Origin of the sequence: Deinococcus piscis, assembly GCF_014653275.1 — a bacterium.
In the GTDB taxonomy this organism is placed as follows: domain Bacteria; phylum Deinococcota; class Deinococci; order Deinococcales; family Deinococcaceae; genus Deinococcus; species Deinococcus piscis.
This window is the reverse complement of sequence record NZ_BNAL01000009.1, coordinates 1-11,612: the sequence shown is the minus strand read 5'-3', so window position 1 is coordinate 11,612 and position 11,612 is coordinate 1. Positions and strand designations below refer to the sequence as shown.

Genomic DNA, 11,612 nt, shown 5'->3' with positions numbered 1-11,612 from the left:
CTCAGACCCGCAGCCATTCGGGCATCACGCTGTAAAAAAAGGACGACAGCACCGTAAAGTAGCCGCTGAGCATCAGCAGACCGACCACCACCAGGATGGCTCCGCCTACTTTCTCGAAGGTGCCGGTGTAGCGGTTCAGGCCGCGCAGGTTGACGCGGTCCCACAGCAGCGCGGCCAGCAGAAACGGCACCGCCAGCCCCAGGGTATAGATGAGCAGCAGCACCACACCCTGCGAGAGCGAGCTGGTGCTGGCCGCCAGACCCAGAATGCTGCCGAGCGCTGGCCCCAGGCAGGGACTCCATCCAAAAGCAAAAGCGGCCCCCAGTGCCACCGGGCCGTAGTGGTCGGCGCTGCTCATCTGGCGGGTGTCGCGCATCATCCAGGGCAGGCGAATCGCCCCCAGCATCACCAGGCCAAAGAAGACAATCAGTCCACCGGCCAGGCGACCCAGCAGCAGCTTATGCGGAGCCAGCAGCGCGCCCAGTGCACTGGCGGTCGCACCCAGCGCCACAAACACCAAACCGAATCCGGCGATGAACCCCAGGGCGCGGACCAGCGGAGCGCGGGTACCGCCGATGACCCCCAGATAGGAGGGCACCAGCGGCAGCACGCAGGGGCTGAGAAAAGACAGCAACCCGGCGATAAAAGCAACCGTGAGGGTAGGGGCGCTGGCAACTTCGACCATAACGGCCAGTCTAACGCGGCGGCCTGGTCCGCAGAGTGAAGCTTGTCCCGGTGAAGAGGCCATTTTCACTTCCTGCTTGATGTTGTTGGAAGCCAACGCTTTAGTTCAGGGTGCGCTCTGGCGTGGGCTCCTGCCAGTCGGCGTGCAGCACACGCACGTCACGGCTGCCGTCCGCCGTGTACCACACCCGGACCCCTTGCTGCGCGGGGTCGCGCCTGAGGCGGTGCTCGGCACGGGGTGCAAGGGCGCGGTCCAGGGCCAGAAAAGCGTTGCGGTGGGCCGGAGTCCAGCCGCGCAGCTGCACCGTTTGCCCACTCTCATTGCGGAGCGTCAGGTAACCAGGTCCCAGCGCCACACTCAGCTCGGGTGGGTCAGGCCGGTGCCGGGGCTGCCAGCGGACAGCCGTGCCAAAGGTGGGGGACTCGACCTTGCCCAGGCTGCTGGCCGGGAGCCAGCCACTTGGTGGCCGGGGCGGGAGCCAGAGCAGACCTCCGAGCAGGTGGGCCAAGCCCCACAGGGCCAGCGCCAAGCCCCCACATAGGCTCAGAAAAGTCACGGGCTGCGCCAGCAACGCGGCTCCACCCAGCGCTATTGGCACCAGTCCCCAACCCCAGGCGGTTCGCTGCCAGACCGGCACAAAGGCACGCGGCCACCATTCGGCCAGCAACAGCACGGCTGCGCCCAGTCCGAACAGCACCGGCACTTCAAGCAGAGGAGCGAGCAGCAGCAGCAGCAGCCCCGGAATGCTCCACCAGCTCACCGCTGGACGCTGCCGCTGCCGCGCCGCAAGCCCCACCCGCGTCAGCCAGTACAGGGCCAGCACGGCCCAGGCAGCCACGAACCACAGGTTCAGCCGCTCCAAAAAGGGCGTGGTGAGGAGCCCTTCGAGCATCAGGGCTGCCCCCGGCGTACCTCAGCCGCCAGGTGCTGCAATTGCCCTTCAAGCAGGGTCCAGCCGGTCTGCACTGCGCCGCGTGACCCCGGCAGCGCAAACAGCAGGGTGTGGCCGGCCAGCCCACCCACCGCCCGCGACAGCATGGCTGCGCCGCCCACTTCTCCATACGACAGCATCCGGAACAGCTCCCCAAAGCCGGGCAGGGGCTTGGTCAGCAGGCTCTCGACCACAGGCACAGTCACGTCCCGCCCGGTGATACCGGTGCCGCCGGTGCTGAGGATCAGGTCAAAGCCGCCCACTTGCCAGTCGCGTAGCTGCTGATCAATGTCTGCCTGCTCATCCGGCACGATGCGGTAGCCGTCCACCTGATGCCCGGCCTCCTGCAACGCCGTGACCAGAAATTGCCCGCTGTGGTCCGTGTCTGGCGTGCGCGTGTCGCTGATCGTCAGCACCCCGCAGCGCAGGACCAGGGGAGTGCGGGGCAGGTGCGTGGCCGGCGCAGCGTGGTCCGCTAAAGGAGACATGCGCTTACCATACTCCGCCCCACCCCCGGCAAGCGTCAAAAAAGTAAGATTTCAGTAGGGCCCAGGAGAGCATGGGACGGCAGAGGAGGAGCGCGGTTACTTGCACCACCGCTTGAGCGTGGAAAGTGTGGAACAAGCAGCGCGGCCAAGGCCCTCAGGCCTCTGAACTTGCTTCCGGCGTCTCAACGTTGGCTGGCCTTACGTCCAGCCAGCAACACTTGGCGGACCTGTTCGGGCAGCGCCGCGTAGTCGCTGGCGGTCACGGCGCTGAGCGGTTTGCGTCCCAGTACTGCCAGCAGCTTGCCGCACTGTTCTTCCAGGAATTCGTGGTAGTCGCCTGCTCCGCCCGACTGCACACATTCCAGCGCCAGCAGTTTGAGCCGGCCTTCTAAGCCCTGCACCGCCAGAAAATGTGCGGCCTGCTCTGCTGTTGGCCCCAGGCGGTCTTCCAGACCAAGGACGGTTTCAGGCCGGTGCATCAGCTCGTCGGCAGCGCGGCGGACCAGTGGTTCGCGCAGGGTGAGCTGACAGGGGCGGCAAGGTGTGTGCGGGCTTGGCTCGCCGCAGACGGGGCAGGGCTGCCATCCCTGCTGCTCACGCCAGCGCCGACGCTGAGCCACGGCTTCAGCGGCCCGGCGCGCCACTTCCTGCAACTCTTCACCGGCAGCCTGGGCCACCTCTGCGGCGCGGGCCTGCTCGGCTGGGGCCAGCGCGGGCAACTGTGGGGCCTGCACGCGCCGCACTTCGCCGGGGTCGGTCCAGCCGGTGCCAAAGCGAATTTCGGTGACTTGCTCAGGAGTCACGCCGGGCGGGGCCTGCTGCGTCAGCAGCTCATTGAGCCGCCGCTGAAAGTGGTGCCGCTGCATGCTGAGATGGTGCGCCGCTGCCGAGTCGCGGGCCTCAATGTGCAGCGTGCCGAACTGAAAGGACCGTGCCCGTGTGAGCCGCGCCACATCGGGGCCCACGGCCTGCGGCCAGATCAGCAGCGCCTGTGCCCGCTGCACCCCAAAGCCCAGGCGGTTCTTGCCCAGGGCGGCGTTCATCAGTTCCCCGACGGTGCGGAGGTCGCCTTCGCGCCGGCCACTGCGGGCGCGGGTGCGGAAGCTGGGCTTGGGAGTGTAGGGACGGTCGCGGTCACTGTTCACGCGGGCACCTCCTGGGGGCTAAAGCGTCCGGCAGCGGCTTGCAGCACCAGCTGCGCCCCTGGTGGTTGCTCGGTCCCGGTCACGATGGCCTGCGGCACCGAGGCCGCCAGGTCCAGCAGAAATTGCCGGCGTTGCGGGTCCAGTTCGGCGGTCCAGTCATCAATAAGCAGCACGGGCGGCTCCCCGAACCGCTCGCTGAGCAGCTGCAACTCGGCGTAGCGGAGGGCCAGCGCAGCGGTGCGGCCCTCGCCCCGGCTGGCGTAGGTGCCCGCGCTCAGGCCGCCCAGGGTCAGCTCCAGGTCATCGCGGTGTGGACCAGTCAGCGTGACGCCGCGTGCCAATTCCTCGGCGCGGCGCGAGTGCAGGGTCTGGGCGTACGTCTCCAGGTCAGTGCTTTCCAGCAGCCGAATCTGCAATGCCTTGCGGCTCCCCAGTTCGGCGTTGGCCTGCCGCGCCAGCTCCTCTAGCCGCACCAGCGCCCGGCCCCGGAACTCCATGATGTCGCGCCCCAGCGTGACCAGAGGACTGTCCCACACGTCCAGCGCCCAGTCCTGGCCGTCACGCAGAGCGGCATTGCGCTGCGTCACCGTGCGCTCATAGCGGCTGAGCTGCTCGGCGTAGCGGGCGCTGAGGCGGCCCAGCAGCGAGTCCAGATAAGCCCTGCGCTTAGAGGGCGAGCCGAACACCAGTTCGGAGTCTTCCGGGCGAATCAGCACGGCGCTGCCGCGTGGCAGGTCGCCGGTGCGGGTGCGGACCCCGTCCACCTTCAGCTGCCGCCGTCCCCGCCCGATGCCCACCTCCTGCACGCTGAGGCTGCCCCCTTCGAGCACGTCGGCACGCACGTAGGCTTCGGCCTGCCCGGCCAGCACCAACTCTTCGAGACGTCCTGCTTCGGTGCGGCCTGTTAGTGCCAGGTAAGCGGCTTCCAGCAGGTTGGTCTTGCCCGCGCCGTTCTCACCCCATACACCCGTGACCCCCGCCGGAAACTCCAGCGTGTCGGGGGCCAGGTTACGGTAATTCAGGGTAGAGAGCTTGCTCAGGCGCACGGGCGACATTATAGGCGGGGTGCGCCTCTTCCCGGGGTTTCGTACCAGCGTTAGCGCAGCGAGTCGCGGCCCCGGCGCACATCACGCGTCAGGCGCTCCAGGTGAAAGGCGTCGCCGCCCATGTCCAGCACCACTGTCTCTCCCCGCTCATCCTGCGCGGTCACGAGCCAGGCCAGCTCACGTTTGCCTGCCCGGCGCACATGTCGGCGCTGCCCCTGCGCATCCGGTTCTAGGGCCAGTACAGCGTTGGGTACGTCCAGCCGCAGCAGCTCGGCCCGCAGCCATGCCAGCGCTGCTGGGTGCCCGGCCAGCAAGCCCTGTTCCAGATAGGGCTTGGGCTGGTTGTAGCGAACCGGCTGGCCGTCCCGGCGGGTCAGGTCGCCGCCTTGGGCGCGCAGCAGGGCATGCCCGGCGGCAATATCCCACTCGGCGCGGGGGGACATGGTGAAGGTGGCGTCTGCCTCGCCCGCTGCAATTCGGGCCAGCTTGAGGGCCGTAGAGCCGCTGGGCCGCATCCCGGCCAGAGGCAGGTCCTTCAGTTCGCGGTCCGTCTCAGTCACTGAAGTGGCGATGACATAGGGCGCAGCCGAATGGTGCAAAGCCGGCTGCCCGTTCTTAAAAGCCCCTAGCCCTAGCGCTCCTGAAAACAGTTCATCCGTCTCCGGCGCATAAATGACGCCCAGCACCGGCTCGCCCGCCACGGCCAGCCCAATGGACACGCAGTAGTCAGGGCTGCCCTCCGCGTACTCCTTGGTGCCGTCAATCGGGTCAATCAGCCAGACCCGCTCCCGGCTCAGCCGCCCGGCGCTGTCGGCCTCTTCTTCTGAAAGCAGACCATCTTCTGGAAAAGCGGCGGCCAGCTCACGCATCAGCAGCTGCGAGGCGGCGCGGTCAGCTTCGGTCACCGGGTCGTCGGCTCCGGTCTTGTAGTCCACGTTCAGCGTCCCCTGCCGCAAGCGCCGCACGAGGTCGCCCGCCTGCCGGGCCAGGTGCTCGGCAGTGTTGAGCACCTCCCTCACAGCCAGCACCGCGCTGACATCAGGCAAGGCGAGGGGACACAGCGGGCGCGGAACTCAGGCACATACGGGCGGGGCGGGGTCATGCCCTGAGTTTATCGCCGCTTTCCTCGCCAAAATCCCAGATATCCAGGTCATCTACAGCGCTGCCCAGGCTGCTCAGAGCGGCCAGGTCCTCAGCGCGGGCTTGGCCCTCGAAGTGGACGCCCTGCCCATGCCCAGCGGTCAGGTCGGCCATCAGGTCCGGAGAAACGCCCGAGAGCATCTGCGCGGTCTGCTGCGGCGTTGCCTTGAACAGCATTTCCTCCAGCACCTCGTCGGGAATCTCTGCCGAGACACTGGCCCGCGCTGTCCGCAGCAGCTCGGCGTCTACCTGAGGACGCTCGGCGGTTTCATCGTCCAGCTCTTCCCAGGTGATGGTGGGGATGACGCTCGGCGCGGGCCGGTACACCTCCTGCGAGGTCGCCTGCAAGTGCTGGGCAGGCGCGGGCGCTCCCTGCATGCCCACCTCCACTTGTGCGGGCTCCAAGGGGGCCTGGTCCAGTGGAGCGGCAGCAGTCTGACCCGCTTCGGCGGCGCGGTCACGCAAAATACGGCGCACACGCAGGGCGGCAATGACGACAATTACCAGCAGCAGGGCAGTCAATACGTAATTCATCGGGGTTCCTTCTTGAAAGGACTTGGGAGAAGTGGCGAAGAACCGTGCAACAAAGCGGAGTGACCCGCTTTACTCCATCATAAGGCTCGGCTCATGCTAGGGCAGGCAAACTTGCACTTCTCTTGCGCCCACGCTTACCCACGCAACCATGAAGGCGGCGCAGGCAGCGGCTCAGGGTTGCAACCGGGTCCGGTCACGCGGAAAGGCGCGCGCCATCCGCACATTGCTGATGCCCAGCAGCAGCGCCGTCAGCCGCTCTGCGCCGATGGCAAAACCTCCGTGGGGAGGCATGCCGTAGCGGAACACCTCCGCGTAGCCGCGCAGGGTTTCAGGGTTCAGGCCATAGGCTTCGATACTGCGGCGCAGCATTTCCGGGTCGTGGATGCGCTGCCCGCCCGACGTGATTTCCAGCCCGCGCAGCAGCAGGTCAAAGCCGCGTGTGACCGGCACACCGTCTACCTCGCCCGCCGGATGGGTATAAAAAGGCCGCGCCGCCTGTGGAAACTGGGTCACGAACACAAAATCGCTGCCGTGCTCGCGGATAAAGTATTCGCCCAGCAGCCGCTCGCCTTCGGGGTCAAGATCCTTGCCGCCCACCGCGTGCCCGAATTCACGCTCGACCAGGGCGCGGGCTTCCAGCAGCGGAATGCGCGGAATCCGGTCCGGCACCTGTGGCAGCGTGGCCTCCAGCAGCTTCAGCTCGGGGCCGCAGCGCTCGGCGACGCGGGCCAGCATCACGCGCAGCACCTCGGTTTCGACGTCCATCACATCCTCTTCCGAGTCAATAAAGCCCAGCTCGGCGTCCAGGCTGAGGTATTCGGTCAGGTGGCGGCTGGTGTTGTGCTGCTCGCCCCGGAATACGGGGGCCACCTCGAACACCCGCTCGAATGCGCCCACCATCATTTGCTTGTAGAGCTGCGGGCTCTGCGCCAGGTAAGCCGGTTCACCGAAATAATCCACGCTGAAGAGATTGGCCCCGCCCTCTGCGCCTGCCTCTACGATTTTGGGCGTGCTGATTTCGGTAAAGCCCATGCCACTCAGGGCCTCGCGGAAGCCGGCCAGCAGTTCGGCCTGGACCCGCAGCACAGCGCGTTCCTTCAGGCCACGCACCGTCACGGCGCGGTGGTTGAGCAGGGTGTCAGGGTGGACGCGGCTCAGCTTGGGCAGCTCAACCGGAGTGGCTTCAGCCGCCGCCGAAATCAGGCGCATGGCCTGCATCCGCACCTCAACCTCGCCCGCCTGCTTGGGGTGCGGAGCCACTGTCCCCAGAATCTCCACGCTGCTTTCGGGAAGCGGCAGGTCCAGGCCCAGGCCGTCGCTGACGCACTGCACGGCACCGCTGCCATCGCGCAGGGTCACGAACTGTAGGCCGCCCAGGTCACGGCGCGACAGAATCTGACCGCGCAGCCGGACCTCCTGGCCGGTCATGGGGGCCAGGTCGCGGATAAAGGTGCGGGGCAAAGTGGGAGTGTCGTGTGGGCTGGTCATGTGAGGGCTCCTTGTCGGGCGAGAAGGCGAAAAAGAAAGCCCCCGCTTGCCTGATTCAGGAAGCGGGGGCGCACACGGCGAAAAGACGTCCCCTAACGGGAATCGTCATTGTTGTTCGCCAGGGGCAACATGCCAGCAAGTGTAAGTCCGGACCTGCGAAGTGTCAAGCGCATGACAGTCTACAGGCCCTTCGCTTTAGGAGGATATCTCTGCAGCGGGCGTCTCTGCGGGAATCAACCCCAGCAGCGCTGGCCAGCCCCGCGAGAGGTTCAGCGCCGCCACTGCCCGCGCTGCCTGCGCCGGGAACGGGTCCAGCCCAGCAGTGACGCCCAGTAGCGGAATCGGGATTTCGGGGTCTTCGCGCTCCAGGATGCGCAGGTGTAGTTCGCAGGTGGGGCTGCCCGTCACGCCCAGGGCCTGCTCGGCTGCGCGCCGGATTCTGATCCAGGGCTGTGAGCGGTATTCATCGCGGTAGACCGCCAGCGCGTCGTGCTCGGAGTAGCCCTCGAACAGGGGAATGCGGGCCTGCACGGTCCCGCCATCACCGGGCAGTGTCTCCAGGCGGAAATGCCCAGTCAGCAGCGGGCGCAGCGCCTCCAGATCATCTGCGTCCAGGGTCAGGCCGATGCTTTCACGCGGCGACACCACCCGGCCCCGCAGCAAAGGCTCCAGCGCCAGCGCGGCGGCCACCACCCTGGCCGGTACGCTGGCCAGGGAAGCCAGAGCGGCAGGGGGATGCAGCTCCGGCAGGGTGGGATGCCCAGCCGCGCGGGGGCGCAGGTCCAGCACTTGTCCACCTTCCGGCGGCAAGTCACCCGTCCATTCCGGGCAGATGACGGTCACATCGGCAGCTCCAGCCTCGGTGCTGATGCCCAGGCCACGGAAACCGAACAGGCCGGGGTGCAGCTCCTCTGCCGAAGCGCCCGCATGCGCCGCCGAAACCAGGCGCACGGTCCGCAGCTCTGGGTGCCAGGCCGTCCAGCGCAGCCACTCGGCGGCCAGCGGATGGGCGGCTCCCAGCAGCTGAATATTCAGCGTGGTTAGCGCTCCCAAGGCCAGGCTCCTGGCGCAGCGGCAGCCCCGACGGCGCGGGGGCCAGTGTGCACCATCAGGGAACCGTTGACTGGAGCATATTCGGCCCATACCAGGGGGTGCGAAGCGGCAATCTGTTCGCGCAGGGCCTCGGCATCTTCAGGGTGAGAGCCGTACAGCAGGCCCGCCCGCAGCGGCGTGCCTTCACCGTAGCGCCGGGTGAGCTGCGCCGCGATTTCGCGGATGCCCCCCTTGTACCCACGGGCGCGGGCCGCAGTGGTGTAGATACCGGCGGGCTTTTCGACCGTCACCACTGGCTTGAGGTTCAGCAGGCCGCCCAGCGTGGCGGCCACCTTGCCGATGCGTCCGCCCTTTTGCAGAAAATCCAGTGTCTCGATGGTGAAATACAGCTCGGTCTCGTCCCGGACCTGCTCGGCCCACTGGAGTGCTGTCTCCACGCTCTCACCGCGCCCGGCGGCAGTCATCAGAGCGTGCAGCACGAAGGCCTGCGCCGCACTCAGGCTGCCAGAGTTGAACAGCTGTACCTGCACGCCGGGCAGCTCCTGCTCCAGTAGGGTGCGGGCCTGCTCGGCGGCGTTGGCACTGCCCGAAAGCCCCGGGCTGATGGTCAGCGCGACAATCTGCTGCGCTCCCTGGGCGGCGGCCTGCCGGTAGCCTTCCAGCCAGGCCTGCGGCGTGGGCTGAGAAGTGCTGGGGTGGGGGTTCCCGGCCAGAATTCGCGCCATCAGCTCCTCACGTGGCAGCTCGTGCATGGCGTAGGTATCGTTGCCGAACGTCACCGAAAAAGGAGCCACCGGCACATCATTGTTCAGGCCAGTAAAGGCGTCCAAGCCGCCGTCGGTCACCACCGCAAATTGGGAATCAGTCATGAAATCTCCACATCGTTCATCTGTTCTACCAGCTTCAGCGCGGCGGTATGGTCGGCACTGCCGCCAATGACGCGCTCGGCGGCCCGGTACAGTCCGCCTGTGGCTCCCAGCAGCGGAGCCGCTCCCTTCTGGGCTCCGACCACGTCCAGCGCAATGCCCACGTCCTTGGCCAGCAGCCCCAGAGCGAACGTCGCCGGAAATTCGCGGCTCAGCACCCGCTGCCCGATCAGATTCTCGCTGGCGTTCGAGCGGCCCGAAGAGGCATTAATCACGTCCAGTGCGGCGGTCAGTTCCACCCCACCTGCTTTGAGGGCAGCCAGACCTTCGCCCGCCGCCCAGAGATTCACAGCCAGCAAGGCATTGTTCACCGCTTTGACCGCAAAGCCTGCGCCTGTTGGCCCCACATGCACCACTTTGCCCGCGAAGGCGAGGCGTGGGCGCACCCGTTCCAGCACTGCGGGGTCACCACCGACCATCACGGTGAGGGTGCCGGCCTCCGCGCCGCCCGTGCCGCCCGAGACGGGCGCATCCAGAAAGTGGACGCCGCGCTCTGCCAGCCAGGCGGCCTGCGCCTGGGCTTCTTGCGGATGCCCGCTGGTGCAGTCCACCCAGACGGTGCCCGCTTCCAGCTGGCCGTCCAGCACCCGCAACACCTCCCACACCTCAGCAGAAGTGGGCAGACACGAAAAAATAACGTCGGCGTGCGCCAGGCTGCTTAGCTCGCATGCAGCGCTGCCAAACTCGGCTTCGTGCGCCTGGGCCCGCGCCGGGGTACGGTTCCAGACCAGGGTGTCAGATTGCCGGGCCAGGTGGCCTGCCATGGGATAACCCATCGCGCCCAGGCCGATAAATGCTGTGCTCATAGTTGCAGCTTAGCGCTGGGGGGCTCAGGTGTGCTCCGGGTGGCTGGTACGGCCGTGCTGACGCTCGTGCGCCTCAATTTCCTTTTGCAGGAAGTAGTTCAGCGCGGTCCTAATGGTGGCGATGGCGGCCAGCTTGCCGATTTCGTCCCAGGTGGGGGCCACCGCCGTCAGCAGCACATCGGCAGCAAGCAGAAATTCCAGCGCAATCGCCAGCCAGCGCCCCAGCTGAAGCCGCAGCGACTCCTTGACCTCATCCAGCACCCGGTCACGTTGGGCGAACACCCGCACAGACCGCCACGCCGCCTCCAGCAGCGCCGCTGCCACAATCAGCACCGCCGAAATTTCGGCCAGCGAAGCGACCAGGTGGGCCGCGCCCATGACCCAGTGTTGCAGCGATTCCGTCAACGGTTCGAGGGACATCAGCTCTCATTGTAGAAGCTGGAGCAAAGAACAGAGGAAAGAAATTTTTACATCTTGAATTACAAAAGAGGAGAAAGCAGGCGGAATACGGCATAGTGACAGCCATGCCCAGCCCCATCACCTCCCTACAAAACCCCACCGTCAAGCGCTTGGTCCGCCTGCGCGGCAGCCGCCGTGTCCGGGAAGGGGAGGGAAGAGTCGTAATTGAAGGTGCCCGCGAGGTTTCCCGCGCGCTGGCGGCAGGCTGGCCCCCTGAGGAGGTGTATCTGTGTTCGGCTCTATGGAGTCCTGAAGCGGCTCAGTTGGCCCCGCAGCTGCCGCTCTCCGCCATCACCGAGCTGAGCCCCGAAGCGTTCGCCAAGGTCAGTGGACGTGAGCACCCCGACGGTGTGCTGCTGCTGAGCCGTCCACCGCACAGCGACTGGCCCCGCTTGCCGGAGCAGGCGTTGCTGGTTGTGCTGCACGGCCTGGAGAAACCGGGCAATGTAGGGGCGATTTTGCGTACCGTAGACGGCGTAGGCGCAGATGGTGTACTTATCCTGGGCCGAGGGGCCGACCCCTACAGTCCGAACGTGATCCGTGCCTCACAGGGCAGCGTGTTCAATGTGCCGCTGCGCCAAACTGAGGAGGCAGAGGCTCTGGCCTGGTTGGAGCAAGAAGGCTTTACCCTGGTGGCCTGCACACCTGATGCCCCACGCACGTTCTGGGAAGCCGATCTGACAGGCCGAGTCGCGCTGCTGCTGGGGACCGAACACGAAGGCCTTCCGGCACACTGGCGGCGGGACGAATCGGCGGTTTCTATTCCGATGCGCGGGCAGGCCGACAGCTTAAATGTCGGGGTGGCCGCTGCCGTCGTGCTGTACGAGGCCCTGCGCCAGCGACACTAGAGCATTTGACATAATAAGAGGATGAAACGTGTTGGGGCGGCTGGGTATGGGAATGACTTGCGG

13 protein-coding genes are annotated in these 11,612 nt (G+C 66.6%); 1 reads left to right on the top strand and 12 read right to left on the bottom strand.

The genetic code is table 11. The annotated features are described in order from the left end of the window. Position 1: 1 nt before the first annotated feature. From IE158_RS05065 to IE158_RS05010, 12 genes are all read right to left on the bottom strand, one after another. A complete protein-coding gene (locus tag IE158_RS05065) occupies positions 2-685 on the bottom strand; it encodes a cytochrome c biogenesis CcdA family protein (protein ID WP_189642583.1) in 684 nt (227 codons plus the stop codon). A 100-nt stretch (positions 686-785) separates the two neighbouring features. Beyond that, positions 786-1,577, bottom strand: a complete 792-nt coding sequence (locus tag IE158_RS05060; RefSeq protein WP_189642582.1) for a hypothetical protein — start codon at positions 1,575-1,577, stop codon at positions 786-788. Then, complete coding sequence (locus IE158_RS05055; protein ID WP_189642581.1) at positions 1,577-2,104, bottom strand: MogA/MoaB family molybdenum cofactor biosynthesis protein; 528 nt, start codon at positions 2,102-2,104, stop codon at positions 1,577-1,579. Before IE158_RS05055 ends, IE158_RS05060 begins: the two co-directional genes overlap by 1 nt. Positions 2,105-2,286: 182 nt before the next feature. Beyond that, entirely contained in the window at positions 2,287-3,249 is a 963-nt protein-coding gene (locus IE158_RS05050; RefSeq protein WP_229838906.1) for a DciA family protein, read from the bottom strand. Beyond that, positions 3,246-4,304 (bottom strand): DNA replication/repair protein RecF, encoded by a 1,059-nt coding sequence (recF, locus tag IE158_RS05045; protein ID WP_189642580.1) that lies wholly within the window; start codon positions 4,302-4,304, stop codon positions 3,246-3,248. The genes IE158_RS05050 and recF overlap by 4 nt, the downstream gene beginning before the upstream one ends. 41 nt (positions 4,305-4,345) lie before the next feature. Then, on the bottom strand, positions 4,346-5,341 hold the full coding sequence (locus IE158_RS05040) for a 3'(2'),5'-bisphosphate nucleotidase CysQ (RefSeq protein WP_229838905.1): 996 nt from the start codon (positions 5,339-5,341) through the stop codon (positions 4,346-4,348). 52 nt (positions 5,342-5,393) lie between these two features. Further along, positions 5,394-5,969 (bottom strand): hypothetical protein, encoded by a 576-nt coding sequence (locus tag IE158_RS13530; protein WP_229838904.1) that lies wholly within the window; start codon positions 5,967-5,969, stop codon positions 5,394-5,396. A 171-nt stretch (positions 5,970-6,140) separates the two neighbouring features. Beyond that, positions 6,141-7,457, bottom strand: a complete 1,317-nt coding sequence (gene aspS, locus IE158_RS05030) for an aspartate--tRNA(Asn) ligase (protein WP_189642579.1) — start codon at positions 7,455-7,457, stop codon at positions 6,141-6,143. A gap of 195 nt (positions 7,458-7,652) precedes the next feature. Further along, on the bottom strand, positions 7,653-8,510 hold the full coding sequence (locus IE158_RS05025) for a hypothetical protein (RefSeq protein WP_189642578.1): 858 nt from the start codon (positions 8,508-8,510) through the stop codon (positions 7,653-7,655). Next, positions 8,498-9,379, bottom strand: a complete 882-nt coding sequence (locus IE158_RS05020; protein WP_189642577.1) for a DegV family protein — start codon at positions 9,377-9,379, stop codon at positions 8,498-8,500. The genes IE158_RS05025 and IE158_RS05020 overlap by 13 nt, the downstream gene beginning before the upstream one ends. Continuing rightward, the gene (locus IE158_RS05015) at positions 9,376-10,242 is read right to left on the bottom strand and encodes an NAD(P)-dependent oxidoreductase (protein ID WP_189642576.1); all 867 of its coding nucleotides are present in this window, start codon (positions 10,240-10,242) and stop codon (positions 9,376-9,378) included. The genes IE158_RS05020 and IE158_RS05015 overlap by 4 nt, the downstream gene beginning before the upstream one ends. Before the next feature lie 24 nt (positions 10,243-10,266). Continuing rightward, entirely contained in the window at positions 10,267-10,662 is a 396-nt protein-coding gene (locus IE158_RS05010; RefSeq protein WP_189642575.1) for a DUF1622 domain-containing protein, read from the bottom strand. 104 nt (positions 10,663-10,766) lie between these two features. On the opposite strand from IE158_RS05010, the gene IE158_RS05005 reads away from it, so the two are divergent. Further along, positions 10,767-11,549: a TrmH family RNA methyltransferase gene (locus tag IE158_RS05005; RefSeq protein WP_189642574.1), complete on the top strand. Its 783-nt coding sequence runs from the start codon at positions 10,767-10,769 to the stop codon at positions 11,547-11,549. The last annotated feature ends 63 nt before the right edge of the window (positions 11,550-11,612 follow it).